At 71.3% G+C, this 23,832-nt stretch carries 24 protein-coding genes, 1 tRNA gene and 1 pseudogene; 12 read left to right on the top strand and 14 right to left on the bottom strand.

What is annotated here, in order from left to right; all coding sequences use genetic code 11:
• The first annotated feature begins 47 nt into the window (after window positions 1–47).
• The 5 genes from AC07DI_RS06460 to AC07DI_RS06440 are packed head-to-tail and all read left to right on the top strand — an operon-like array spanning window position 48 to window position 4,576.
• Window positions 48–1,208 (top strand): glycosyltransferase, encoded by a 1,161-nt coding sequence (locus AC07DI_RS06460; protein ID WP_478902582.1) that lies wholly within the window; start codon window positions 48–50, stop codon window positions 1,206–1,208.
• Entirely contained in the window at window positions 1,205–1,909 is a 705-nt protein-coding gene (locus AC07DI_RS06455) for a hypothetical protein (RefSeq protein WP_478902580.1), read from the top strand. Before AC07DI_RS06460 ends, AC07DI_RS06455 begins: the two co-directional genes overlap by 4 nt.
• Complete coding sequence (locus AC07DI_RS06450; RefSeq protein WP_478902579.1) at window positions 1,906–3,144, top strand: glycosyltransferase family protein; 1,239 nt, start codon at window positions 1,906–1,908, stop codon at window positions 3,142–3,144. Before AC07DI_RS06455 ends, AC07DI_RS06450 begins: the two co-directional genes overlap by 4 nt.
• Window positions 3,138–4,013, top strand: coding sequence for a glycosyltransferase family 2 protein (locus AC07DI_RS06445; RefSeq protein WP_478902578.1), 876 nt, complete (start codon window positions 3,138–3,140; stop codon window positions 4,011–4,013). The genes AC07DI_RS06450 and AC07DI_RS06445 overlap by 7 nt, the downstream gene beginning before the upstream one ends.
• 38 nt (window positions 4,014–4,051) lie before the next feature.
• Window positions 4,052–4,576 carry a P-loop nucleotide/nucleoside kinase family protein gene (locus AC07DI_RS06440; RefSeq protein WP_478902577.1) on the top strand — a complete coding sequence of 175 codons (525 nt, stop codon included), beginning with the start codon at window positions 4,052–4,054 and terminating at the stop codon, window positions 4,574–4,576.
• Window positions 4,577–4,858: 282 nt separating this feature from the next.
• On the opposite strand, the gene AC07DI_RS06435 is transcribed toward AC07DI_RS06440, so the two are convergent.
• The 4 genes from AC07DI_RS06435 to map form a co-directional block, all read right to left on the bottom strand.
• On the bottom strand, window positions 4,859–5,104 hold the full coding sequence (locus AC07DI_RS06435; protein WP_478902576.1) for a hypothetical protein: 246 nt from the start codon (window positions 5,102–5,104) through the stop codon (window positions 4,859–4,861).
• An 18-nt stretch (window positions 5,105–5,122) separates the two neighbouring features.
• Entirely contained in the window at window positions 5,123–5,302 is a 180-nt protein-coding gene (locus AC07DI_RS06430; protein ID WP_478902574.1) for a hypothetical protein, read from the bottom strand.
• A gap of 114 nt (window positions 5,303–5,416) precedes the next feature.
• A tRNA-Arg gene (locus tag AC07DI_RS06425) sits at window positions 5,417–5,489 on the bottom strand.
• Window positions 5,490–5,666: 177 nt separating this feature from the next.
• The gene (gene map, locus AC07DI_RS06420; RefSeq protein ID WP_478902573.1) at window positions 5,667–6,485 is read right to left on the bottom strand and encodes a type I methionyl aminopeptidase; all 819 of its coding nucleotides are present in this window, start codon (window positions 6,483–6,485) and stop codon (window positions 5,667–5,669) included.
• A gap of 142 nt (window positions 6,486–6,627) precedes the next feature.
• On the opposite strand from map, the pseudogene AC07DI_RS06415 reads away from it, so the two are divergent.
• Window positions 6,628–6,879: pseudogene (locus AC07DI_RS06415) on the top strand (helix-turn-helix transcriptional regulator); the annotation flags it as partial.
• A 174-nt stretch (window positions 6,880–7,053) separates the two neighbouring features.
• Here AC07DI_RS06415 and AC07DI_RS06410 read toward each other — a convergent pair.
• Window positions 7,054–7,470 (bottom strand): organic hydroperoxide resistance protein, encoded by a 417-nt coding sequence (locus AC07DI_RS06410; protein WP_384253489.1) that lies wholly within the window; start codon window positions 7,468–7,470, stop codon window positions 7,054–7,056.
• Between the two features lie 168 nt (window positions 7,471–7,638).
• On the opposite strand from AC07DI_RS06410, the gene AC07DI_RS06405 reads away from it, so the two are divergent.
• Complete coding sequence (locus AC07DI_RS06405) at window positions 7,639–8,118, top strand: MarR family winged helix-turn-helix transcriptional regulator (RefSeq protein WP_384253487.1); 480 nt, start codon at window positions 7,639–7,641, stop codon at window positions 8,116–8,118.
• 105 nt (window positions 8,119–8,223) lie between these two features.
• On the opposite strand, the gene AC07DI_RS06400 is transcribed toward AC07DI_RS06405, so the two are convergent.
• From AC07DI_RS06400 to AC07DI_RS06385, 4 genes are all read right to left on the bottom strand, one after another.
• Window positions 8,224–8,859: an isochorismatase family protein gene (locus AC07DI_RS06400; RefSeq protein WP_478902571.1), complete on the bottom strand. Its 636-nt coding sequence runs from the start codon at window positions 8,857–8,859 to the stop codon at window positions 8,224–8,226.
• Between the two features lie 32 nt (window positions 8,860–8,891).
• Window positions 8,892–10,604, bottom strand: a complete 1,713-nt coding sequence (locus tag AC07DI_RS06395; RefSeq protein WP_478902569.1) for a (2,3-dihydroxybenzoyl)adenylate synthase — start codon at window positions 10,602–10,604, stop codon at window positions 8,892–8,894.
• On the bottom strand, window positions 10,601–11,806 hold the full coding sequence (gene dhbC, locus AC07DI_RS06390; RefSeq protein ID WP_478902568.1) for an isochorismate synthase DhbC: 1,206 nt from the start codon (window positions 11,804–11,806) through the stop codon (window positions 10,601–10,603). Before dhbC ends, AC07DI_RS06395 begins: the two co-directional genes overlap by 4 nt.
• A 363-nt stretch (window positions 11,807–12,169) precedes the next feature.
• Window positions 12,170–12,988, bottom strand: a complete 819-nt coding sequence (locus tag AC07DI_RS06385; protein ID WP_478902566.1) for a 2,3-dihydro-2,3-dihydroxybenzoate dehydrogenase — start codon at window positions 12,986–12,988, stop codon at window positions 12,170–12,172.
• Window positions 12,989–13,319: 331 nt separating this feature from the next.
• Here AC07DI_RS06385 and rho point away from each other — a divergent pair, with 331 nt between their 5' ends.
• Complete coding sequence (rho, locus tag AC07DI_RS06380) at window positions 13,320–14,528, top strand: transcription termination factor Rho (RefSeq protein WP_478902564.1); 1,209 nt, start codon at window positions 13,320–13,322, stop codon at window positions 14,526–14,528.
• Here rho and AC07DI_RS06375 read toward each other — a convergent pair.
• A complete protein-coding gene (locus AC07DI_RS06375; RefSeq protein WP_478902562.1) occupies window positions 14,515–15,798 on the bottom strand; it encodes a M6 family metalloprotease domain-containing protein in 1,284 nt (427 codons plus the stop codon). The two genes, rho and AC07DI_RS06375, sit on opposite strands and share 14 nt — an antisense overlap.
• A 258-nt stretch (window positions 15,799–16,056) precedes the next feature.
• Here AC07DI_RS06375 and AC07DI_RS06370 point away from each other — a divergent pair, with 258 nt between their 5' ends.
• Window positions 16,057–16,743, top strand: coding sequence for a TetR/AcrR family transcriptional regulator (locus AC07DI_RS06370; RefSeq protein WP_384253471.1), 687 nt, complete (start codon window positions 16,057–16,059; stop codon window positions 16,741–16,743).
• 66 nt (window positions 16,744–16,809) lie between these two features.
• Complete coding sequence (locus AC07DI_RS06365) at window positions 16,810–18,333, top strand: MFS transporter (RefSeq protein WP_478902561.1); 1,524 nt, start codon at window positions 16,810–16,812, stop codon at window positions 18,331–18,333.
• Between the two features lie 40 nt (window positions 18,334–18,373).
• Here the strand turns inward: AC07DI_RS06365 and AC07DI_RS06360 are convergent, their stop codons facing one another.
• On the bottom strand, window positions 18,374–18,889 hold the full coding sequence (locus tag AC07DI_RS06360) for a MarR family winged helix-turn-helix transcriptional regulator (protein WP_478902559.1): 516 nt from the start codon (window positions 18,887–18,889) through the stop codon (window positions 18,374–18,376).
• 141 nt (window positions 18,890–19,030) lie between these two features.
• Here AC07DI_RS06360 and AC07DI_RS06355 point away from each other — a divergent pair, with 141 nt between their 5' ends.
• Window positions 19,031–19,792 carry a dioxygenase family protein gene (locus tag AC07DI_RS06355; protein WP_478902854.1) on the top strand — a complete coding sequence of 254 codons (762 nt, stop codon included), beginning with the start codon at window positions 19,031–19,033 and terminating at the stop codon, window positions 19,790–19,792.
• Window positions 19,793–19,851: 59 nt separating this feature from the next.
• On the opposite strand, the gene AC07DI_RS06350 is transcribed toward AC07DI_RS06355, so the two are convergent.
• Both AC07DI_RS06350 and AC07DI_RS06345 read right to left on the bottom strand, forming a co-directional pair.
• Window positions 19,852–20,913 carry a questin oxidase family protein gene (locus tag AC07DI_RS06350; protein ID WP_478902558.1) on the bottom strand — a complete coding sequence of 354 codons (1,062 nt, stop codon included), beginning with the start codon at window positions 20,911–20,913 and terminating at the stop codon, window positions 19,852–19,854.
• 138 nt (window positions 20,914–21,051) lie between these two features.
• Window positions 21,052–21,594, bottom strand: coding sequence for an N-acetyltransferase family protein (locus AC07DI_RS06345; protein ID WP_478902557.1), 543 nt, complete (start codon window positions 21,592–21,594; stop codon window positions 21,052–21,054).
• 181 nt (window positions 21,595–21,775) lie between these two features.
• On the opposite strand from AC07DI_RS06345, the gene AC07DI_RS06340 reads away from it, so the two are divergent.
• On the top strand, window positions 21,776–22,774 hold the full coding sequence (locus AC07DI_RS06340) for a sigma-70 family RNA polymerase sigma factor (protein ID WP_478902555.1): 999 nt from the start codon (window positions 21,776–21,778) through the stop codon (window positions 22,772–22,774).
• A 33-nt stretch (window positions 22,775–22,807) separates the two neighbouring features.
• On the opposite strand, the gene AC07DI_RS06335 is transcribed toward AC07DI_RS06340, so the two are convergent.
• The gene (locus tag AC07DI_RS06335) at window positions 22,808–23,794 is read right to left on the bottom strand and encodes a helix-turn-helix transcriptional regulator (protein ID WP_478902554.1); all 987 of its coding nucleotides are present in this window, start codon (window positions 23,792–23,794) and stop codon (window positions 22,808–22,810) included.
• Between the last annotated feature and the right edge of the window lie 38 nt (window positions 23,795–23,832).

The following is a 23,832-nucleotide window of genomic DNA, read 5'->3' as shown; positions in this document are numbered from 1 at the left end:
CAACGGCCCGGATCGACCCTCCGGGCAGACGAGGGAGGCGAAGCGCGATGCGCGTGCTGTACCTGCTGAACATCTCCAACCCCGACCGGCTGTCGTCGGATTCGGGGTGGATCTTCGCGGACTTGCTGGCCCCGGCCCTGGCGGATGCCGGGGCGGAGGTGACCATCGCGGCCCCGGCGGCGGCCGGGGATGCCCGCTGCGGCTTCCGCCGGACGAAGGTGCCGGGGACGAAGTACCGGGCCCGGTTCTCTGCGGACGTCGACGAGTTGGTGGCCTTGCTCCGGACCGAGCGGCCGGATGTGGTGGTGGCCAACCAGGTCGAGGAGGCTCCTGCGATCCGTGCGGCTCTGCTGGAGGCCGGGTCGGATGCGCTGCTGGCCGGGTACTGCCACTACCTGCCGTTCTCCTTCGCCGACGGCGGCCAGCTCCTGCTCGACCCGTCCTTGAACGACGTGGGGCTCGGTCGACCGGTGCTGCTGGCGTTCGCCGCCGGCCTGGCCGCCTGCGACCGGGTGATGGCGCACTCCTCCACGGCCGCCTCCTGGATCACGGCCGCAGCCGCCCGCATGACCGTGGACCTTGGAGAGAAGGTGAGGGTGGTGCCCGCTCCGCGCGATGAGCGCCTGGTCCGAGCCCCGGTCGTCTCCCGGCCGACCTCCGGCACGGGCGGGGCGATCGGCGTCTACAACCACCGGCTGTATGCGCACTACGGCACCGGCCAGTTCGTGGACCTGGCCCGCGAACTGGGAGCCTCCGGCACGGTGCGGCTGCGAGTCATGGAGCTGTTCGGCCAGCGCCGGGCCGAACGGCAGGGACTGGACGACAGCCCCGAGAAGATGCGCGACCGGCTCGCTGCCCTGCCACATGTTCAGGTCGTCTCCGACCGCGGAGACCGCGTGCGCTACAAGAACCTGCTGGCTGGCGCCCGCTTCGGCATCGCCCCGTTCCGGCCCGGCTGCCCCTGGTCGATGAGTGTGATCGACTGCCAGGGCATGGGCCTGCCGGTCATCTCGCCCAAGCTGGGCTGGCTCGCCAAGCACATCGACCGCGAGCTGTGCTTCACCACCTCGGCCGAGGCCGTCGCCTTGGCCGAACGGCTCGCCACGGACGACGAGTTCCACGCTCTGCACGCCAAGCGCGCCCACGCCAGCACCACCGACTTCGCCCCCACCCTGGTCGCTGCCCGATACCTGGAGGCGATCTCGTGACCAAGTTCGACGCGGTGTTCCTCTCCTACGACGAGCCGATGGCCAACTCCCTCCAGGCCCGCCTGCAGCGGACCCTCGGCGGCACGGTCAAGCGCCTGCACGGGGTGCACGGGATGCGCCGGGCCTACCGGCTGTGCGCTGAGGTCGTCGACCGCGAGCAGTTCTTCCTCGCCGACGGCGACTTCGCCATCGACACCGACTTCGACCCCGCGTTCGTGGAACCGCTGGACGAGGGCGTGTCCATGCGGGTGTGGCGTGCGGTCAACCCGGTCAACGGCCTCTCCTACGGCTATGGCGGGCTGAAGTTGATCCGCCGCAGTGCCCTGCGTGAGATGGGGGAGGCCGTGGACGTGCTCGCCGCCCTCCCCGGACGCATCGAGTTCGCTGCGGAGGCCGCCGGGATCACGCGGTTCAACCAGAGCCCCTTTCACGCCTGGAAGGCGGGTTTCCGCGAGTGCGCGATGCTCGGCCGCGGCAGTGAGTACGGCATGGCCGACGACGACGCTCGCCAGCGGGTGGAGGCGTGGACGATGAGCCACAGCGGTGAGTTCGCCGCCTACGCCGCCGCCGGAGCCCGTGAGGGCGTCGCCTTCGCCCGCGAGGCCGCCCGCGATGCGAAGCGGTTCGACCATCTCAATGACCCCACATGGCTGCGGGAGAGGTTCACCGCCGCCCACGGAGACCAGGCGGTGTCCGGATGACCGGCTGCCCGCTCGTGCTCATCGAGCCGTACGCGCACCGCTTGGGCGGGCACCACCAGCGCACGCTGGTGGCCCTGGCCCAGGCTCGGCCCAGCAGCCTGGTCATCGCCCTGCGCGGGATCACCAGCGAGGCGATCACGGCCCTGCACGAAGCCGGTGCCCGGTTGGTTACCGCACCGGCCGGGCGTCAGGCGGGCGTCTTGCTGGTCGCCTCCTGGCTGGCCGCCCGGCTGTCTACGGCCGGGCGGCGTCTGTTCCGTTCGCGCCGCTGGCCCCGCCGCGTGCGGCGCCTACCGCACCAGGCCACCCTCATCGCCCGTTGTCTAGCCGAGGCAGCCGCGCTGCGGTCCGCCCGCCGTCTGGAGCCCGCCGCCGAGGCGGTGGTGATCCTGACCGCGAGCGAGGCCCTGCACGGAGCCGCCGCTCTCCTCAGTGGCCAGCCGCACCTGCGTTTCGTACACGAAGCAGTCACCACCGAAGACGCCACGGTGCGGCTGCTCGGCCGGCTCGCCCGCCGTGGCGAGAGGCGGGTGATCGCCCTCTATCCGAGCCAGGCCGTGGGCGATCAGTTCGCCACCGCCTTCCCCGACCTGCCTGCGGTGGTGCGGGCCTTCGCGGTCGACGACGGTCGCCGCCTCACCGACGCCGAGCGCGATGGCGGTCGGGCCGCATTCGGCATCCCGTCAGCCGAAGCCGTGGTGTGCCTGGTGGGCGGCTGGTGGCCGTACAAGGACATCGCCACGATCGACGCCGCCCTGTCCCGGCTGAAGGAGCCGCTGCATCTCGTGGTCACGGGCGCCCCGCTCGACGATGCCGTGCTGGAGCGGTGGCGATCCCTGCCCGATCTCCAACTGCACACGGTGCCCGGCTCCGTCGCGGAGAGCGTGCTGCGGCTGGTGTACGGCGCCTCAGATGCCGCCTTGGTGGCCCGGCATCCCGGTGTGGGCAAGGAATCCGGGCTCGTGATGGACGCCGTCCGCCTCGGCGTTCCCCTCGTCGTCTCTGACCACGATCCCGAGCTGACCACCCGCCTGCGCGGCCTGCCCTGGGCACTGACCTTCCCCGTCGGCGACCCGGACGGCCTCGCCGACGTCCTGCACACCGTGGTCCGACAGCCGCCCGAGCATCCCGGACCGGAGGCACCCGGCCTGCTGGGGATGCCATCGGCCGCCGAGCAGGCCGACTTCCTCACCCGCACCTTCGCCTGCCTGTGTACGAAGGAGCCACGATGCTGAGCACACCCCCAGCCCTGATCGCGGTCATCGGGCCAGTTGAACCTCCGCTGCTGGACGCCTGGGTCCGCCACTACCGACGGCTGGGCATTGAGCGATTCCTGATCGCTTTCCACTTCCCCGAACACGTCCCCGACCAACAGAGGCACGAACTCCAGGCCGCCAGCCGTGAGCTGGGCATCACCCCCACCGGCACCAGCACCGGCCCCTGGCACGAGCACACCAACACCCAGCTCAGAGACGCCCTGCGGCACCGGGCCGGGCCCGGCTGGCACCTGCTCGCGGACGCCGACGAGTTCCAGAAGTACCCCGCCCCGCTGGAGGAAGTGGTCGCCCAGGCCGACAAGTCCGGGCACCGAGTGGTCGGTGGGCTGATGCTCGACCGCGTCACCGCGAGCGGACATCTGACCGGCTGGCAGCCCCAAGGCGGACTGGACCAGGCCTATCCCCTCGGCGGCTACCTCACCCACCGGCTCCTGCACGGCGACCCCCGGAAGATCGTCCTCGCTCGCCACGACGTCGCCGTGGCCTCCGGCAATCACCGGGCGCCCGGCCACAAGCCAGATGCGGACCGTCTCTGCGCGGTGCACCACTTCAAGTGGCGCTCGGGCGTCCTCGATGACCTCCGCCGCCGCATCCAGCACTTCTCCGCCGGCACCTGGCAGGAACAGACCACGGCTGTACGTGAGGAGGCCAGTCGCCTCCTGACGCACGTCGGCCAGCACGGCGGCGCGATCAACATCAGCGACCCGCGGTTCGCCTTCCGCCGGGTGAGCCTGGACCGGATGCCCCTCGGCTGGCCCGCCGAGGCGCGTGGCGTCTTCACCACATGGCGCCCGCACATGCAGAGCGGCCAGGATCGGAGACAATGACCGCGCTCGCGCACGCTCGTCGCGGAAGGGATGACCACGTGCCCCTCGCCGTTCTCCTGGCCGGTCTGACCGGCTCCGGCAAGACCACCGTAGCCCGGGCCCTGGCTGGCCAAGGCTTCGCCCGGCTGTCCGTCGACGAGGAGGTCCACCGCCTCCACGGCCGCTACGGCGTGGACTACCCCGAACACACCTACTTCGAGCGCGAACGGCCCGTCGTCGAGTCGATCCGGCAGCGGTTCAGCAAGGAGATCGAGGCCGGGAACGACGTCGTCCTGGACCACGGGCTGTGGCGCCGCCACGAGCGCGATGCTTGGCGACAGGCCGCCCGAGAAGCGGGCGGCCATCCTGTGGTCGTCTACCTCCCCGCCGACCGCGACGAGCTGCTGCGACGCCTGACTGAGCGCAACCAGCGTGCGGACGCCAACGCCCTCACCGTCACCTCTGAAGCCCTCGACGACTTCTTCGCCCGCTTTGACGCCCCGGCCGAGGACGAAGAGGTGATCGTCTACACCGGAGATTCGGGCCAGCTCGTGACAGCGCTCGCCTCGGCCAGGCAGAGCTGAAGCAGCAGGCTCGTGACCGCTATCGGCGTCGGCGGCGATCCGCAGGCTGTTAGTTCGCTGATGCTGTTGTGGGCTGAGGTGCCCAGGCGGTCGGCGTCGTGTGGCGGGTGCTGCTGGTCAGCGCTGCCTGTGTGCGCCTGTTCGGCTGGGCGGATATTCGCCAGTTGAGGATTGGCGGCGGCGCTGGCCAGGTGCAGGGCGGTGAAGGTGACGGCGAGTCCGCCGGGAATGTTGGCGGCGTGGGCGAGTCTCCGGGCGGCTTGGCGGAGTTCGGTGGCGGCCTCACGGTCGGCGCGGATCGCCGAGCGGCGTGTCCGGTTGACCCCCTGCAGTTGCTTGCAGCTCGGCCCGGTGTGGGTCGGGTGTCTTGCGGGCCAGGTTGTGCAGGGTGTCGGCGAAGGCGTCCAGTTGTCCCTGGGCGCTGGCATCGTCGTCCGAGTCGAGGGCGGTGCGGGCCGTGCGCAGGGCGGTTTCGGTACGGTGCCACGATTCGGCCGGGTCCGCCACCTCCTTGGAGCGGTCCGCCACGTCCTGGTGGGGAGCCGCTCACGCAGGCGGTGTCCACGAGCTGGGTCTTCGACTGTCGGTCGAGGCGACGGCCCGCCTCGCGCGCGGCACGTCGTACGTCCTTGAGGTGGCCATCCCTTCGAGATCGTCACTGCCCAGGATCAGCTGTCCCTGGTAGCCGTGGCGGCCCTGGTGACCAGGCTTCAGCGAAGCCTTCATCAGAGTCTCCAGGCGGTCGACCAGGTTGTCGTGACGCCGCTTGGCCACTCGTGCCGGACGTCAGATGCCCTGTCGCCCAGTGGGCAACAGGGCATCTGACCTGCTACTTAAGTGTGCCCCCGGCAGGATTCGAACCTGCGACACCCGCTTTAGGAGAGCGGTGCTCTATCCCCTGAGCTACGAAGGCGGGGATCCGTCGGATGCGTGTTGCGTGCCTCCGGCAGTTCCGTGGTGGAGCGGGTCTGTCCGTGCCACCGCCGACAGTGTAGCGGGTGGAGATTTGGGGGGCGGGGGCTCCTGGGAGGGGAGGGGGTGCTCCCGCGGTTTCCCTCGGTTCCTCTGCGGCGGGGTGGTGCCGCGAGTGTCAGTTCGTGGATTCCGTCGGGGTCGGTTCCGCCGTCATGGCCGCCAGCTGGCGGGGGCGGTGCGTCAGGACCAGGGGGGCCTCGTCCGTGATCGCCACCGTGTGTTCGGAGTGGGCCGTGCGGGAGCCGTCCGCCGAGCGGATCGTCCAGCCGTCCTTGTCGAAGACGATTTTGTTCGTGCCGCGGGCGAACCACGGCTCGATGGCGATCGTCAGGCCGGGGCGGAGCTTCCAACCGCGGCCCGGGCGGCCGTCGTTGGGGATGTGCAGGTCCTCGTGCATCGTGCGGCCGATGCCGTGGCCGCCGAACTCCAGGTTGACCGGGTAGCCGTACTCCTTGGCCACCGCGCCGATCGCCGCCGAGATGTCGCCGAGTCGGTTGCCTGGCAGGGCCACCTTGATCGCGGCATCCAGCGCGACCTCCGTGGCCTCGATCAGCCGTACGTCCTTCTCGTCGGGGGTGCCGACGATCACGGTGTGGGCCGAGTCCGCCGCCCAGCCGTCGATCATCACGGCCATGTCCATGGTCAGCACATCGCCGTCGCGCAGCTTGTACCGGTGCGGCAGGCCGTGCAGCACCGCGTCGTTCACCGAGAGGCACACCACGTTGCGGAAGGGGCCCTCGCCGAACGAGGGCGCGTAGTCCCAGTAGCAGGAGACCGCGCCGCGCTCCTTGATCCGGCGGCGGGCGTGGTGCTCCAGGTCCATCAGGTCGACGCCCACCGCCGCGAGGTCGCCGAGCTCCTCCAGTACCTCGCCGACGAACCGGCCGGTCACATGCATCCGCTCGATGTCCTTGGGCGACTTGTGCTCGATCACTGTTGTCCTCTTCTTCCCCGGAGCCCCGACAGCCTCAACCTTGACCTTGGTGGTCGGTATATTTATACCAGGGGGGGCGGTAGGAAGGGGTGGGGGTTCGTGGCGGTTGTTGAGGGGATCGGCGCGTGCCTACCATGTCCGCATGGTTCGCCATCCGCTCGCCCCCGAACAGATCGAGGCCGGACGACGCCTCGGGGCCGCACTGCGCGTCGCCCGGGCCGGGCGCAGCCCCGTCGACGTGGCCCTCGCGGCCGAGATCTCGCCGGAGACCCTCCGCAAGATCGAGACCGGGCGGCTGCCCACGCCGGCCTTCGGCACCATCGTGCGTCTCAGTGAGGTGCTCGGCGTTCCGCTCGCCGAGCTCGCCCGGGTGTGGCGGGTGGATCCGGGTGCCGGTGCGGCTGTGACCGCGACTGTGACCGGGGGTGCGGGTGCGGGCTCGGGCTCGGGTTCCGAGGGGATCCGTCCGGGCCTCGGTGTTCGGCCGGCTCTGAGTGAAGCTTCCTGACCCTGGCCCTGGCCCTGGCTCTGACCCGAGTCCCGTTCGGCCCGCGGCCCGCCCTGGTCGCTACTCGATGACCAGCTCCACCGGGATGTTGCCGCGCGTCGCCTTCGAGTAGGGGCAGAAGGCGTGCGTCTTCTTCAGGAGGTCCTCGCCCGCGGCGCCCTGCAGGTGCTCCGGGAGCTCGGCCCGCATCACCACGGCCAGGCCGAAGCCGCCGTCCGTGTCCTTGCCGATGCTTACCTCGGCCGTCACCGAGACATCCGTGACGTCGATCTTCTCCTGGCGGGCGATGTTGCCCATCGCGCTCGCGAAGCAGGCCGCGTAACCGGCGGCGAAGAGCTGCTCCGGGTTGGTGCCCCGGCCGTCGCCGCCCAGGGCCACGGGGAAGCCGAGCTGCAGGTCGATCTGGCCGTCCGAGCTGACGGCGCGGCCCTCGCGGCCGTTGGCGGTGGCTACTGCGGTGTACAGGGCTGCTTCCATGGTGGCCATTCCATCCTCTTCGAGTGGTTCGCGAGTGGTTCGCGAGGAGCTCGCGAGTGGTTCGCGTCCCCGGCGGGGTTCGGGTGCGGTCATCAGTAGAGCACCCTATTGAGTTGCGTGCAACTTAGTTGTGCACGACTCAATGGGGTGCTGTTGTAGCCTTTGTGTATGGATGACGTACGCGACGAGGACCTTCTCCGGCTCGACGAGCAGATCTGTTTTTCGCTGCACGCCGCCGCGCGGGCCTTCAACGGCGTCTACCGCACCGCGCTCAAGGGGCTCGGGCTCACCTATCCCCAGTACCTCGTGATGCTGGTGCTCTGGGAGCACGGCGAGCTGCCCGTCAAGAAGATCGGGGAGCGGCTGCGGCTCGACTCCGGCACGTTGTCGCCGCTGCTCAAGCGGCTGGAGGCGGCCGGTCATGTGGAGCGGCGGCGGAGCGTGGAGGACGAGCGGTCCGTGACCGTGCGGCCCACCGGGCAGGGGCTCGCGCTGCGCGAGAAGGCGCGGGCCGTGCCCCGGGCCATCGCCGAGTCCAGCGGCATGTCCCTGGCGGAAGTGCGGGATCTGCGCTCCCGGCTCAACGCGCTGACCGAAGCGCTCGACGGTGCCGACGCCGAGCGCGTCTTCGGCGATTGTGTGCGGTGACACGCGCCGCCGCGAAAGCGGCTGGGTGGGGCGCCGCGAAAGCGGCTGAGGCGGCGCCTACGCCTCCTGTGCGAACACCGCCTACGCCTCCCCTGCGAACACCGCCTACGCCTCCCCTGTGAACACCGCCTCCGTCGTCGTCACCATCGCGCACTTGCCCGCCGCCCAGCGCAGCGCCATCGCGTGGTCGTCCGCGGAGAAGTCCGCCACCGCGTCGGCCACCAGGAACGCCTGGATGTCCCGCATCCACGCGTCGCAGGCCGTCATCAGTACGCCGATGTGGGCGTAGATCCCGATGATGATCAGCTGGTCGCGGCCCTGTTCGCGCATCCGCTCCAGGAGGTCCGTGCGGACGAAACCGCTGTACTTCCACTTGGTGAGGACCGTCTCCGCGGGCGCCGGGCCGATCTCCTTCGCGATCGCCGCCGCGTGCGCGTCGTCGGGCAGCCCCGGGCCCCAGAAGTCCTGTTGGAGCCCGCGCTCGGCGGGGCTCTGGCCGCCGGGCTGCGCGGTGTGCAGGACCGGGACGCCGAGGCGGGTCGCCGTTTGCTTCAACTCCCGTACATGCGAGAGGAGTTCTGGTACCGGTGGCGCCGTTCGGTCGTACGCCGAGAGGAAGTAGTTCTGCAGGTCGTGCACGAGGAGTACGGCGCGGGACGGGTCTGCCTTCCAATCCACGCGGTTCGCCGGCAGCTCGTCGGGTGACGGCATGGGGTAGGGGGTGATGGCGGGGAGAGCCATGGTGGCGGGCGTTCCGTTCGGGTGAGGGGGATTTACGAGGTGGGGGAGGTGGGGGAGGTGGGGGAGGTGGGGGATGCAGGGGAGGCCTGCGTCTGGGATGACGCGGCCCTCAGGGCCTTCTTGGAGATCTTGCCTACGCCCGTCTGCGGGAAGGCCTCCACGAACTCGACGCGGTCCGGCACCTTGTACGCGGCAAGGCCCCTCTCGCGTACGAACTTCCGCACGGCGGCCGGTCGCAGCGGCTCCGCGTCCGCGCGCAGGATCACGTACGCGCAGGTCCGCTCGCCCAGATACGCGTCCGGCTCGGCGACCACGTTCGCGTCGTGCACGGACGGGTGCGCGAGGATGTGGTTCTCCACCTCCTCGGCCGCGATCTTCTCGCCGCCCCGGTTGATCTGGTCCTTCGCCCGGCCCTCGACGACGATGTGGCCGGTCGCCGTGAGGCGTACGACATCGCCCGTGCGGTAGAAGCCGTCCGCCGTGAAGGAACGGGCATTGTGCTCCGGAGCCTTCCAGTAGCCGCGGATCGTGTACGGGCCACGGGTGAGGAGGTGGCCCGTCTCGCCCGTCGGCAGGTCGTTGTCCTCGTCGTCGACGACGCGGATCTCGTCGTCCGGGGAGATGGGACGGCCCTGCGTCGTGACGATCGTCTCCGGGGAGTCGTCCAGGCGCGTGTAGTTGACCAGGCCCTCCGCCATGCCGAAGACCTGCTGCAGCGTGCAGCCGAGCGCCGGCTTCACCCGGCGCGCCGCCTCCTCGCTGAACTTCGCGCCGCCGACCAGGAGCACCTCCAGGCTGCTCAGGTCGTACGCCGTGGCCGGCGCCGCCTCCGTCCAGAGCAGGGCCAGCGGCGGGACGAGGCCCGTGATGGTGACTCCCTCGGCCTCGATGAGGGGGAAGGCCACCTCTGGGCTTGGCTGCGGGCAGAGCACGACGCGGGCGCCCGCGTACAGCGCGCCGAGCGAACCTGGTGAGGAGAGCGGGAAGTTGTGGGCCGCGGGGAGGGCCACGAGGTAGACGCTGTTCTCGTCGACCGCGCAGAGTTCGTTCGAGCCGCGCAGTGAGTAGATGTAGTCGTCGTGGGTGCGCGGGATCAGCTTCGGGACGCCGGTGCTGCCGCCGGAGAGCTGGAGGAACGCCAGGTCGGATGGGACGGGTGGGGAGGGTGGGGAGGGTGGGGTCGGGGCCGGGGTCGTGGTCGGCTCCGTGGCTGTTCGGGGCAGGGGTGCGAAGGGGCCCGCGTCGCCTTCCGCCACGAACACGTGCTTCAGCGTGGGGAGTTCGTCTATCAGCTTCGCCGCCAGGCCGCGGTAGTCGAAGCCGCCGAGCTCCTGCGGGATGACGTACGCCACCGCCTCGGTGAACTCGCAGAAGTAGCGGATCTCCGTCTCTCGGTGCGCGGGCAGCGCGAAGACCGGGAGCGCGCCGATGCGGAACAGGGCGAAGACTGTCTCGAAGAACTCGGCGATGTTGGGCAGTTGGACGACCACCTTGTCGCCCTTGCCGATGCCCCGAGCGAGCAGTCCCGCCGCCAACTGGTCGGCTCGGCGGTCCAGTTCGCCGTACGTCCAGCGGCGCGGCGTCGGTCCGCCGGGGTCCACGATCGCGACCCGCTCCGGGTGCTCGGCCGCGCGCTCGCGCAGCATCTGCCCGAAGGTCTCACCCCGCCACCAGCCCGCCGCTCGGTAGCGGTCGGCGAACTCCTTCGGCCAGGTGGGGGTTTCTGGGATCCTTGGAGTGCTCACAGCTCTACCCCCACCGCGTTCAGGAACGTACGGAACTTCGCGCCGGTCTCCGCCGTCTCCGCCGCCGGGTCCGACGCCGCGACCACGCCCGCCCCCGCGTACAGCCGCAGGCTTCGCTCCTCGGCCTCGGCGCAGCGGATCGTCACGACCCACTCGCCGTCGCCGTTCGCGTCGCCCCAGCCGACCACGCCCGTGAAGAAGCCGCGGTCGAACGGTTCCGTCTCGCGGATCACCTCGCGCGCGGTCGCCGTCGGCGTGCCGCAGACCGCGGGGGTGGGGTGCAGCGCGCAGGCCAGTTCGAGCGCGGAGGCGTCGGGGGTGGTGAGCGTGCCGGTCACCGTGGTGGACAGGTGCCACATTGTCGCCGTGCGGACGAGGGTGGGGCGGGGCGGGACGGTCAGGTCCGTGCAGAAGGCGGCGAGTGCCTGGTGGACGCCGTCCACCACCACGGAGTGTTCGTGCAGGTCCTTGGCCGACTCCAGGAGCGCGGCGGCGCGGCGCACGTCCTCGCCGAGGTCGTCGCTGCGCGGCGTCGAACCGGCGAGGGGGTTCGCGACGACCTGCCGGCCCCGGCGCGAGACGAGCAGTTCGGGGCTGGCGCCGATGAGGGTGCGGCCCGGCGCCGTCGGCAGGGCGAAGGTGTAGCCGCCGGGGTCGCGGCGGGCCAGGCGCTGGAGCATCGCGGGGAGGTCCAGCTTCGTGGGCGCGGTGAGTTCGATGGTGCGGGCCAGGACGACCTTGCTGAAGTCGCCGCGCCACATGCGCTCCACGGCGGCGGCCACGCCCGCGCCGTACTCCTCGGGCGAGGGCACCGGGCGGAGCTGCCAGTCTGCGGGGTCCGGGGTCTCGGTGGGCAGCGCGATCAGGGGGTCCGCGGCGAGTGGGGGCGCGGTGCGCAGGGTTTCGGGGACGGTGAGTGCGGCGGGCGCCGTGGGGTCGAAGGGGACCGCGCCGACGACGTGCGGCTCGTTGATTCCGGCGCGGCTCGCGTCGGCCAGGGTGGCGGCTACGCGTGTCGGCAACGGTCTCTCGTCGTGCGGTACTTCGGCGTGCGGGGTGGTGGTGAGCAGGGTGCGGGTCGGGGTGGCCAGGAAGCGGGCCCCGGGGGTGTAGGCGGCGAGGAGCGCGGTGGCGGCTCCTACGGCGGGGTGGGCCTGCTCGGCCGTCGTGACGTGAGTGGCTACCTCGGGTGCCGTCGACACGGGGGCTCCAATTCTCAGGTGGGGTTTGGGTGGGAGGGTGGGGGTGCGGGTGCGGGTGCGGGTGTGGCCTGGGCGGGCAGGTGTGGGTGTGGGTGCGGGTGTGGCCTGGGCGGGCAGGTGTGGGTGCGGGCGCGGGGTGCGGGTGGGGCGCGTGAACGGTGGGTGGGGGCGCGGGGGCGCCGGCGGGTGCGGCGCTCTTGGGCCGGGGTGTCGTGGGGCGGGGCCGCGGTGGGTATGTGCGTACTCGCCATCCCTGCGCCACGTCGTACGGACAAAGGCGGCACAGTGGGCTCGGTGCTCCGTTCGCACATACCCCCCACGGCCCCTCGCGCGCGCTTCCCCCGCCTGCGGGCCGGTGGCGTGTCAGCGCAGTGTTGCGCCGCCGTCGACGTACAGCTCCTGCAGCGTGATGTGCCTGGCGCGGTCCGACGCCAGGAACAGCACCGCGTCGGCGATGTCCTGCGGGGCGGCCATGCGGCCCAGGGGGATGCCCGTGCGGTACGTCCGCAGGTCGCCGTCGAGGACGGTGGGTGGGGGCTCGGGTGCCGAGTCGTCGGGCCAGAGCGCGCGTTGCATCGCCGTGTCCGTGGTGCCGGGTGCCACGACGTTGCAGCGCACGCCGCTGCGGGCGACCTCCAGGCCCAGGCACTTGGTGAAGGCCGCTGCCGCCGCCTTGGACGCGGCGTACGCGGCCATGCCGGTGCGGGGGATTCCGGCGGCGTTGGAGCCGACGGTGATGATGCAGCCGGAGCCGCGCGCCGTCATGTGGGAGGCGGCGGCGCGCGAGGTGTGGAGGACGCCGGTGGTGTTCACGGCGAAGGTGTCGGCCCAGTCCGCGTCGGTCAGGTCGGCGACGGCGGAGCTGCGGAGGATGCCCGCCACGTTCACGAGGAGGTCGAGGGCGCCGTGGTCGCGGATGGTGTCGGCGACGACGGTGTTCACCGCGGCCGCGTCGGTGACGTCCATGACGCGGGGGGTGATCGTGCCGGAGGCCGTCCTCGACTCGGCGGCCAGTTCGTCGATGCCGTGCGCGTCGCGGTCGGTGGCGACTACGTGCGCGCCCCGGGCGGCGAGCGTGGCGGCGACCGCGGCACCGATGCCCTGGCCCGCGCCGGTCACCAGAGCCGTACGCCCGGCGAACTCGCCATCGGCATGCGACTCGTTCGGTATGTCCTCTGGCATGGTGTGAGCCACCTCCCCGCTGTTTAGGTAAGGCTAACCTAACGTACGGCCTCGTTCGTGAGGAGGCTGGAGGTTGGGGGGTGTGCCGCCGCGTGGCATGTGTTACCTTCCGAGTGGTACGTGTGAACGCCCCGTCCTGGGTGCCCGTACCGTCATCCCTCTCCCGGTTTTCGGGATCTCGTAGTTCTCGGGGCCTCCCGGGGGCTGTCAGGCCGTTTCGGCCTTCTTCATTCACTGCTCGCCGCAGTTCTCTTTCCGCCCGTCGTACGGGGCGTGTCCATCGCCGTCCCGCCGGGCCTTCTCCCGCGCATGTCGCGAAAGGACCCTCGTCATGACTGTCACCACGGCCATTCAGCCCTCGCCCGTCGTCCGTACCGCCTCTTCGGGAGTCGAGTCCACAACTGCTGTTGCTTGTAAGGGGGTTCTTGATATCGGGCGTGACGGTCGCGGGTTCCTCCGTGGTCCCGCTTGCCTGCCCGAGCCCGGTGACGTGCAGGTCTCTGCCGCCGTCATCCGTCAACTCGGGCTGCGCAACGGCGACTTCGTCGAAGGTGTCTGCGGGCGGCCCCGCGTGCTCGCCGGGGCCGAACGGGTCAACGGGCGGCCGATCGGCACCCTGCGTGCCCGGCCGCGCTTCGGGGACCTCACCCCGCTGCACCCCCGCGAGCGGATCCGCCTGGAGACCGCCGGCGGGCCGCTCGCCGGCCGGCTCCTCGATCTCGTCGCACCCGTCGGCAAGGGGCAGCGCGGGCTCATCGTCGCCCCGCCGCACACCGGCAAGACCGTGCTGCTCCAGCAGATCGCCGCGGCCGTCGCCCGGAACCACCCCGAGTGCCACCTCATGGTCGTCCTCCTCGACGAACGGCCCGAGGAGGTCACCGACATGCGGCGTTCGGTCCGCGGCGAGGTGCTCGCCTCGACCTTCGACCGGCCCGCCAAGGAGCACATCACCCTCGCCGAACTCGCCGTCGAGCGGGCCAAGCGCATGGTCGAGGACGGGCGTGACGTCGTCATGCTCTTCGATTCGCTGACGCGGCTGTGCCGCGCGTACAACAACGCGGCCTCCAGCGGGGGCCGCACCCTCAGCGGTGGTGTCGACGCCGCCGCCGTGCAGGGGCCGAAGCGGCTCTTCGGGGCGGCGCGCCTCGCCGAGGAGGGCGGTTCCCTGACGATGCTCGCCACCGCGCTCGTCGAGACCGGGTCGCGCGCCGACGACTACTACTTCGAGGAGCTGAAGAGCACCGGGAACATGGAGCTGCGGCTCGACCGCTCCATCGCGGCGCGGCGCGTCTACCCTGCCGTCGACGTCACCCCGTCCGGCACCCGGCGCGAGGAACTGCTGTTGTCGGAGGGTGAGTTGATGGCCGTACGCGGGTTGCGGCGGGTGCTGCGGGACCGGGACGGGCAGGGCGCCCTTGAGGCGCTGCTCGAACAGCTCAGGAAGACGCCGGACAACGCCGCGTTCCTGCGCCAGGTGCGCCAGACCGTCCCGGGTGCGACGCAACCCCGTACGGGCGCCGCGAGTGCTACGGACGCGTGACGGCCACGCGGTATTTGCCGTCGTCGTCAATCCCCGCCACCGTCACCCGCACTCCCGTCTTGCGGTCCGTGAAGGTCTCGCCGACGCCGTACGTCGCGTCGGACAGCTCGGCGTGGACGTTGGGGCGGCGCGTGCAGCCGCCGCTCTCGGGTGTCGCGTCGGAGACGGTGATCGGGCCGTGGCCCGTGTCGATCTCCGCGTCCACGCGGTAGACCAGGACGCCCGGCTTGCAGACCACCTCGTCGTTGCCGCCCTGGGTGCGGGCCTCGATCGCGTACCCCGACTTCTCGTTCAGCGGGACGAAGGCCAGCTTCGTGCCGCCCTTCTCGGCCAGTGGCGACAGGACGTGCTCGCTCGTGCCGGGCTTCGCGGCGCAGCCCACCTGGTCGTCGTCGAGCCAACCCAGCTTCCACTTGTGCCAGGCCAGCAGGTCGTTGTTGGCGCCCCAGTCCTCGCTCATGATGTCCCAGTGGCCCGCCGCGCCGCCGCCCTCCTGCGTGTAGAGGTCGGGCAGGCCGAAGACGTGGCCGTTCTCGTGCGGCAGTACGCGGTAGCCCGTTTCGCGGTAGCTGCCGGAGCCGTCGTCCTGGCGGCTGTAGACGAACGACGCGTTGGAGACCGGGACGCCGTCCGCGACCGGCGCCTCGTGGTTTCCCGCGAAGGTCACCGACAGGACGGTGTCGAGGGCGGAGGGGCCCGCGTTCGGGGTGATCAGGACGTTCACGACGTCGTACGAGCGGAAGTCCACCTCCGGGTCGGCGACAGCCACGATGTCCTGGACGAGCGTGCGGTAGCCGGGATCGAAGGGGGCGCCGCGCTGTATGCCGTACTCGGCGAAGCTCTTGGGCATCCGCAGCCAGTTCGGCAGCGGGGTTTCGGGCCGGTAGTCGAGGCGTCCGTACGAGCTCGTCCTGAACCACTCGGAGGTCTGCGGGAAGAACTCCGCCAGGCGCTCCTGCGCACTGCCCTGGCCGGGCGCGTCGGAGAAGTCGATCAGGAGGTTCAGGGCGCGGACGGTGCCGGTGGAGCGCGCGTACCCGGCCGGTGTCGGTATGCCCTCCGTCATCTGCACGCCCATCGTCCCGCTGATCATGCAGGGGCTGAGGGCGGCGCTGCGGGCCAGGGCGGCCGGGCCGGAGGTGCTGCGCGAGTCCGCCATGAGGCGTCCGGTGCTCGCCGACGTGGTGATCGCGAGGGTGAGGGCCGCCACGGAGGCGAGGGCGGCGCTGCGGCGAGCGGAGCGTATCTGCCTCCGGGTCGGCTGCTGCATGCATGGCCTTCCGCTCCGCGGCAGCCACCGGTCCCGGCTGCACCCTGTCCGATCACCCTGTGCCGGGGGGTGCGCGGGCGCTCGCTGAGTGGCCCGATCGTGGGTTTTTCCGAGCGAGGTGATGTGTGACTCAGGTCACATGGGAATGTGGGCCGCGTGGGAAATATCCGGGGACTCTCTCCCCGTTTAGACCTGCGTACGTGCGAAACGGGGAATCTCTCCCCGCATCGCCGGAGCCCGACCATTGAAGGAGCAGCCGTGGACACCGCCACCGCCCCGCAGCGCCGAGTCGCCCGCCCGCGGGCCGACGCCCTGCGCAACCGGGAGCGGATCGTCGCCGCCGCACGCGAGATGTTCGTGGAGTACGGAGCGGACGTACCCCTCGACGAGGTCGCGCGCCGGGCCGGCGTCGGCAACGCCACGGTCTACCGCCACTTCGCCGACCGCGGCGAACTGGTCCGCCAGGTCGTCCGTACGGTGATGGAGCGCGTCACGGCCCTCGCCGAACAGGGCATCGCCACGGCGGACGCCGACGGCGCAGCCGCGTTCGGGGCGCTGCGTACCTTCGTGCACGCCGCGGCCGAGGAGCGGATCGGCGCCATGTGCCCGATGCTGTCCCCCGACTTCGACCCCTTCCACCCCGAACTGCTCGACGCCCGCGAGCAGTTGGAGCTGTCCATCGAAGGCCTCATGGAGCGGGCCCGCGCGGCCGGGCAACTGCGCACCGACATCGCCGTCGGGGACCTGATGGTCGCCCTCTCCCAGCTCACCCGGCCGCTGCCGGGCACGGCCTGCCCGAGCATGGACGGCTTCATCCACCGCCATCTGCAGCTGTTCCTTGACGGCCTGATGGCGCCCGCCCGGTCCGAGCTGCCGGGGGAAGCGGCCACGCTGGGCGACCTTCGACAGGACCACTGCTCGACCAATGACTCGACCAATGACTGATTTCTGACCTACTGCTGCTGCTGACCTCACGCTTCGCACATTTCGTACCGCTAGGTGGCTACTCCCATGTCTGAAACAGCTCTCAAGCCCGACTCGGGGCCCGACAACAACCGCTGGAGAGCGCTCGTCTTCATCGCTCTCGCGCAGCTGATGGTCGTGCTCGACGCGACCATCGTGAACATCGCGCTGCCCTCCGCCCAGCAGGACCTCGGCATATCCGACGGCAACCGCCAGTGGGTCATCACGGCCTACGCGCTCGCCTTCGGCGGCCTGCTGCTCTTCGGTGGCCGCATCTCCGACCTGTGGGGCCGCAAGCGCACCTTCGTGACCGGCCTGGTCGGCTTCGCCGCGGCCTCCGCGCTCGGCGGCGCCGCGACCAGCGAGGCCATGATGCTGGGCGCCCGCGCCCTGCAGGGCGTCTTCGGCGCGCTGCTCGCGCCCGCCGCCCTCTCCCTGCTCGCGGTGATGTTCACCGACGCCAAGGAGCGCGCCAAGGCCTTCGGCATCTACGGCGCGATCGCCGGTGGCGGCGGCGCCGTCGGCCTGATCCTCGGCGGCTTCCTCACCGAGTATCTGAACTGGCGCTGGACCTTCTTCGTGAACATCCCGTTCGCGGTCGTCGCCGCGCTCGGCGCGTACTTCGTCATCCGTGAGCCGGCCGGTGGCCGCAACCGTTCCCCGCTCGACATCCCCGGCGTGGTCCTCTCCACCCTCGGCCTGGTCGCGCTGGTCTACGGCTTCACCCGCGCCGAGTCCGAGGGCTGGTCCGACTCCGTGACCATCGCCATGTTCGTCGCGTCCGTCGTGCTGCTCGCCGCGTTCGTCCTCACCGAGGCCAAGGTCAAGTCGCCGCTGCTGCCGCTGCGCGTCCTGACCGAGCGCAACCGCGGCGGCGTCTACCTGTCGCTCGGCCTCGCGATCATCGCGATGTTCGGCCTGTTCCTGTTCCTCACGTACTACCTCCAGATCGTGAAGGGGTACTCGCCGGTCAAGACCGGCTTCGCCTTCCTGCCGATGATCGTCGGCATGATCACGGGCTCCACGCAGATCGGCGCCCGGCTGATGACCCGCGTACCGCCGCGGCTGCTCATGGCCCCGGGCTTCCTGCTCGCCGCCCTCGGCATGCTGCTCCTGACGCAGCTGGAGATCGGCACCTCGTACGCCGGTCTGATCCTGCCCGCGCAGCTGATGCTGGGCCTCGGCATGGGTACGGCGTTCATGCCCGCCATGTCCCTGGCCACGCACGGCGTCGAGGCCCGTGACGCCGGTGTCGCCTCCGCGATGGTCAACACCTCGCAGCAGGTCGGCGGCGCCATCGGCACGGCCCTGCTCAACACCATCGCCGCCTCGGCGACCACCGCGTACCTCACGGACCACGCGGCCGGCGCGACCAACCCGAAGCTGCTCCAGGCCCAGGCCATGGTCGAGGGGTACACCAGCGCCATCTGGTGGGCGGTCGGCATCCTGGCCGCCGCGTCGCTGATCGCGGCGACCTTCGTCAACACCGGCCATCAGGGCGGCACGTCGGCTCCGGCCGACTCGTCGGACGGTGTCGAGGACGAGGTCAGGATTCCGGTGATGGCCCACTGATCCGGGCCGGCCTGATCCGGGCAGATCCGAAAGACAGGCCCTAGCGGAGCCAGGGGAGGTCTGCCCCGGCCTCCGTCGGCTGGAGTCCCTCGGCGACGATCGTCATGATCTCGCCGAGGGACTTCTGCTGTTCCGGGGTGAGCCGGTCGAAGAGGGCCTTGCGGACGGCGGAGACATGGCCGGGGGCGGTCCTGCGCAGCACCTCGAACCCCTCGTCGGTGAGGATCGCCAGCTGGCCGCGCTTGTCGGAGGGGCAGTCCTCGCGGCGCACCCAGCCGCTCTTCTCCAGCCGGGCGACCGCGTGCGAGAGACGGGACCGGGTGATCTTCATGGTCCTGGCCAGTTCGGTCATCCGCAGCCGCCGCCGTGGGGCGTCGGAGAGCTGGACCAATATGCCGTAGTACATGTGCGGCATGCCCGCGTCACGCTGCAGCTGACGGTCGAGGTGGTCGTCGAGGAGAGTGGTGGCGTGGAGGTAGGCCCGCCAGACGCGCTGCTCATCGCCGTCCAGCCAGCGCGGCTCGTCGGCCGGGGAGGGGGTCGCTGCCGTATCCATGTACCCCACTGTACGAGGCCCCTTCTTGAAACTTGAACAAACCACGCGTAGGGTAGGGATGTAAAGCTTGAGAGTTCAAGTAATGGGCGAAAGGGTGCTGGACCGCCGACCGCCCGGACCCGGAGGTGCGCGATGTCCCGCATGCCCGCCCTGTACCTCAGCCACGGCGCCCCGCCACTCGCCGACGACCCGGTCTGGCCCGGCGAACTGGCCGCCTGGTCCGCCGGGCTGCCCAGGCCCACCGCGATCCTCATGGTCTCCGCCCACTGGGAAGAGGCCCCGCTGGCCCTCTCCGCCACCGAGACGCTCCCCCTCGTGTACGACTTCTGGGGCTTCCCCCAGCACTACTACGAGGTGACCTACGCCGCGCCCGGCGCGCCCCGGCTGGCCGACTCCGTACGCAAGCTGCTGCGCGCGCCCGGCATACCCGTGCAGGACGTGCCGGACCGCGGGCTCGACCACGGCGCGTACGTCCCGCTGGTGGAGATGTATCCGGACGCGGACATCCCCGTGCTCCAGATCTCCCTGCCGACCCTCGACCCGCGCCGCCTCATGGACATCGGCCGCAGGCTCGCCCCGCTGCGCGACGAGGGCGTGCTCGTCATCGGCAGCGGCTTCTTCACGCACAATCTGGCCGCGCTGCGCCACGGCGGCGTCCCGTCCTGGTCGGCGGAGTTCGACGCCTGGGGCGAAGCGGCCCTGACGGCGGGCGACGTGGACGCGCTGCTCGACTTCGGGCACAAGTCCCCGGCCGGGCAGCTCGCCCACCCGCGCACGGAGCACTTCGCCCCGCTCTTCGTGACGCTCGGCGCGGCCGACGCCACGGGGGACATCGGCGAGCAGCGCAGTGTGATCGACGGGTTCTGGATGGGGCTGGCGAAGAGGTCGGTGCAGTTCGGGTGAGGTGGGGTGGGGCGGCGGGGTGAGGTGGGGTGGCGGGGTGGCTCGGCGGTCGTTCCGGCTCAGGCGGTGAGCGGTTCGCTCAGGTCCACGGCGCGCAGCGCCGCCGCCAGCGCCTGCTCGTCGCCCACGTCCAGGGCGGTGTCGGCCAGCTTGATCACGTGCTCGTCGCCGTGCGCCAGGGCCCGCTCGAAGACCTCCTCGGCGGTGTACGTGCCGGGTGAGGTGTACGCGATGGGGGCGTCCGGCGCGTACATGGCGGTGACCGCGGCCGACGCCGTCCACGCGGCGTGCAGGCTCGTCGCCCACAGGGTGCGGGGGAGCGCGGGCAGGGCGCGCAGCACGGCGTTGGGCGCGGTCGCCGCGTGCACCAGCATCGTCGGCTCGCCGTGGCCGTGCGTGGCGTACCGGTGGGTGGCCGCCCGTACCAGCTCGGTGAGCCGGCGCCGCGCCTCGTCGGGATCGGTCACCGCGGCGCTCCACCTCGGCAGCGCCCCGACCCGCCCGAGCCGCTCGCCGAAGCCGCCCTCCGCCCGCTCGTCGATGGGCGGCGTCGCCTCCAGGGCGTCGGCCGCGCTCATGGCGCCGGGCAGCGGGGCGATGCCGGTGGCGGGGGTGTGCCGGGCCGCCCAGTAGCCGAGGCCGTGCGCGAGCTCCGCCAGGCGCGGCTCGTCGGCGCCGCCCCGCTCCAGGGTGCGCACGGCGTGGCCCACCCGGATCACCGGGTGCGTGGCCGCGCCGTACAGGCCGGGGAGCAGGCGCGGCCACCAGGTGGCGAGCACGTCGCGCCAGGGCCGCGCCTCGATCTCCCGGCCGAAGTACGTGATCCAGTCGGCCGCCCGGCGCGGATCGCCGAGTGCGGCGGGCCAGTCGGCGTCGGTGACCGGTTCGACGGACGCCGGAAACTCCTCCAGGCGCGGACCGTAAAGATCAAGCCAACGATGGATGGATCCGGACTGCCCGCGCGCGGCGAGCGCCTCGACGGCCATCGGCGCGTGGTTGGAGAGCCGCCCCAGGCGCTCGGGTCCGGTGGTGTGCAGCCGCTGCAGGGCTTCGGCGAGGACACCCGTGGTGTCGGGGTCGGGGCCGGGGTCGGTGCGGGTGTCGGAATCTGTGCCGGTCATGTGGGGACGGTAGGCGGCGGGGCCGGGGCGGGGAACGGTCTGCGGGCCTAGGCCGGGGTCGTGCGTGGGGCCTAGGACGGGGTTGCGTGCGCGCGGCCTGGGGCAGGGTCGCGTGCGTGGTCCGGGGCCGGGTGCCATTCAGGCTCGGGGGGTGAGCGGCAGCTCGTACCAGGCGACGTCCCAGTACCGCCCGAACTTCCTGCCCGCTTCTTCGTACGTCCCCACGTGACGGAACCCGAAGCGCTCGTGGAGACGGACCGACGCCTCGTTCGGGAGGGCCACGCCCGCGTAGGCGCGGTGCAGGTCCTCGCCGCGCAGGGCGTCGAAGAGGGCCCGGTAGAGGAGCGTGCCGATGCCCCGGCCCACGGCCTCGGGGGCGCAGTACACGCTGACCTCCACGGAGGTCGAGTACGCGGGCTTCGGACGGAAAGGACTACTCGTCGCGTATCCGAGCACCCGAGAGGGGCGGAGGCCGGAATCCCGCTCCTGAGCAACCAAGAGACGGTGCGGGCCGTCTTTGGGGTGGGAGAGCAGCCAAGGGCGGCGCTCTTCCGGACGGAGGGCGACGGTGTCGAAGGTGACCGCCGTCTCACGGACGTAGTGGTTGTAGAGGTCCGTGAGGGCTTCCAGGTCGGCCTCGGCCCCCGGCCTGACCTGCGTCTCCGCACCCTCTGACAGCACCCGACCTCCGTGTGTAGCGGCACAGGGTACTGCACCGTCAGGAAAAAAGATGTGCGGCTTGGGAATTCTGTCCGGATTCCAGTCGTTGTTTCCAACGGATGCAGGGCACCCGAGGGTGTGCCATCCACCACAGAGGCCCCACCAGGGCCGACCAGGACCACCACATCGCAAGGGAGCACGCATGGCAACCCGTGCCGTCGCCCGTCGCAAGTCCGCCTCCGGCGAGACCGACGCGGCACGCAGTGTTCGCGCCGTAGGCGGGGAGATCGCCGACCGCGACCTGGTCGGCATGTACCTCGACGAGATCGCGCGTACGCCGCTGCTCGATGCCGCCAAGGAAGTGGAACTCTCCCAGGTCATCGAGGCGGGGGTGTATGCCCGGAAGATTCTGGACGGCGAGGTCGAGGACAGCCGGGTCACCGCGGACCGCGAGGAGCTCGAAGCCCTCGTCGCCGACGGTGAGCGGGCCAAGGACGTCTTCATCCGCTCGAACCTCCGCCTGGTCGTCGCGGTAGCCCGCCGCTATCCGCGCAGCGGCCTGCCCCTGCTCGACCTGATCCAGGAGGGGAACGCGGGTCTGGTCCGCGCCGTCGAGAAGTTCGACTACGCCAAGGGTTTCAAGTTCTCCACGTACGCCACGTGGTGGATCCGCCAGGCCATCACCCGCTCCATAGCCGACCAGTCCCGCACCATCCGCCTCCCCGTCCACCTGGTCGAGGAGCTGGGCCGGATCCGCCGTGTGCAGCGCGAGTTCAACAGGGAGAACGGCCGGGAGCCGGAGCCCGCGGAGATCGCCAAGGAGCTGTCCTCGACGCCGGAGCGCGTCATCGACGTCCTGGACTGGGCACGCGACCCCGTCTCGCTGAACATGGGCGTGGACGACGAGGGCGACACCCAGTTCGGCGACCTCCTGGAGGACACCTCCGCCGTCTCGCCCGAGCAGTCCGTCCTCTCCCTGCTGCGCAGGGAGGAGCTCGACGACCTGATAGGCCGCCTCGACCAGCGCACGGCGTCCATCATCAAGATGCGGTACGGCATCGAGGACGGCCGCGAGCGGACGCTGACGGAGGTCGGCAAGGAGCACGGGCTGACGCGTGAGCGGATCCGGCAGATCGAGAAGCACGCGCTTCTTGAGCTGAAGAAGCTGGCCAGGGACACCGGGTTCGACGCGGTGGCCTAGGGCGGCCGGCTGGGCGGGTGGGGGCTCATCGGCTCATCCCGTCGCCCTCCCCAGCCGTGACGCCAAGTCGGCCACGTACGTGACCAGCTCCCGCGGGGCGTGGACCGCGAAGTCGCAGTCCATCACCGCGAGGCGGATCGCCAGCCACTCGACGGTGCCCGAGACCGTCGCCCGCAGGCGGCAGCTGTGCTCGTCCAGGGGTTCCACCGGGCCGAGCGCCGATGTCAGGCGGGCGGCCACGAACGCCGCGGGGGCGGCGAACGTCACGTCCAGGTCGTAGGCCTGGCGGCCGCGCCACATGGAGTCGCGGATGAACTCCGCCGCGTCCCCCTTGGGCAGCTCACGCGGCACGAACCGCGCGCCCGTCGCGAACGGCTCGCTCACCCGGTCCACCCGGAAGGTCCGCCAGTCCTCGCGGTCGATGTCGAACGCCACGAGGTACCAGCGCCGCCCCGTCGAGACCAGCCGGTACGGCTCGGTGAGGCGGCGCGACTGCGTGCCGTCACCCGCCCGGTAGCCGAACCGCAGACGTTCCTGGCCGGCCGCCGCCGACGCCATCACCGTCAGCGTCTCCGGCGCGATACTCGCACCGTCCCCGCTGGTCAGCGGCGTCGTCGCGATCTGCAACGCGGAGACCCGGTGGCGCAGTCGGGCGGGAAGCACCTGCTCCAGCTTGGCGAGCGCCCGTACCGACGCCTCCTCCACGCCCTCCACCGCGTGCCCCGCCCCGGCCCGCAGGCCGACCGCGATGGCCACCGCCTCCTCGTCGTCCAGGACGAGCGGCGGCATCGCCTTGCCCGCGACGAGACGGTAGCCGCCCGCCGCGCCCTGGCTGGCCCGCACCGGATAGCCGAGGTCCCGCAGCCGGTCGATGTCGCGCCGCACCGTGCGCCTGCTGACACCGAGCCGCTCGGAGAGCTCGGCGCCGGGCCACTCGCGGGGGGTCTGCAGGAGCGAGAGGAGCTGGAAGAGCCGGGCCGGGGTGTCCGTACCGGCCGCCGTACCGTCCGTCGTCGTCATGAAGCCCAGGATGCCGGACAACTAGGTCATGAGCTGTC

Source organism: Streptomyces sp. NPDC044106 (assembly GCF_056433985.1).
The sequence above is the reverse complement of the archived record's forward strand: the minus strand, read 5'-3'. Positions and strand labels throughout refer to the sequence as shown.

Coding starts and splice junctions, on each gene's coding strand:
- AC07DI_RS06460 (WP_478902582.1), top strand. CDS start 48: ATGCGCGTGCTGTACCTGCTGAACATCTCCAACCCCGACCGGCTGTCG.
- AC07DI_RS06450 (WP_478902579.1), top strand. CDS start 1,906: ATGACCGGCTGCCCGCTCGTGCTCATCGAGCCGTACGCGCACCGCTTG.
- AC07DI_RS06445 (WP_478902578.1), top strand. CDS start 3,138: ATGCTGAGCACACCCCCAGCCCTGATCGCGGTCATCGGGCCAGTTGAA.
- AC07DI_RS06430 (WP_478902574.1), bottom strand. CDS start 5,302: ATGAAGGCTTCGCTGAAGCCTGGTCACCAGGGCCGCCACGGCTACCAG.
- AC07DI_RS06410 (WP_384253489.1), bottom strand. CDS start 7,470: ATGGAAGCAGCCCTGTACACCGCAGTAGCCACCGCCAACGGCCGCGAG.
- AC07DI_RS06405 (WP_384253487.1), top strand. CDS start 7,639: ATGGATGACGTACGCGACGAGGACCTTCTCCGGCTCGACGAGCAGATC.
- AC07DI_RS06400 (WP_478902571.1), bottom strand. CDS start 8,859: ATGGCTCTCCCCGCCATCACCCCCTACCCCATGCCGTCACCCGACGAG.
- AC07DI_RS06385 (WP_478902566.1), bottom strand. CDS start 12,988: ATGCCAGAGGACATACCGAACGAGTCGCATGCCGATGGCGAGTTCGCC.
- rho (WP_478902564.1), top strand. CDS start 13,320: ATGACTGTCACCACGGCCATTCAGCCCTCGCCCGTCGTCCGTACCGCC.
- AC07DI_RS06375 (WP_478902562.1), bottom strand. CDS start 15,798: ATGCAGCAGCCGACCCGGAGGCAGATACGCTCCGCTCGCCGCAGCGCC.
- AC07DI_RS06365 (WP_478902561.1), top strand. CDS start 16,810: ATGTCTGAAACAGCTCTCAAGCCCGACTCGGGGCCCGACAACAACCGC.
- AC07DI_RS06360 (WP_478902559.1), bottom strand. CDS start 18,889: ATGGATACGGCAGCGACCCCCTCCCCGGCCGACGAGCCGCGCTGGCTG.
- AC07DI_RS06355 (WP_478902854.1), top strand. CDS start 19,031: ATGCCCGCCCTGTACCTCAGCCACGGCGCCCCGCCACTCGCCGACGAC.
- AC07DI_RS06350 (WP_478902558.1), bottom strand. CDS start 20,913: ATGACCGGCACAGATTCCGACACCCGCACCGACCCCGGCCCCGACCCC.
- AC07DI_RS06340 (WP_478902555.1), top strand. CDS start 21,776: ATGGCAACCCGTGCCGTCGCCCGTCGCAAGTCCGCCTCCGGCGAGACC.
- AC07DI_RS06335 (WP_478902554.1), bottom strand. CDS start 23,794: ATGACGACGACGGACGGTACGGCGGCCGGTACGGACACCCCGGCCCGG.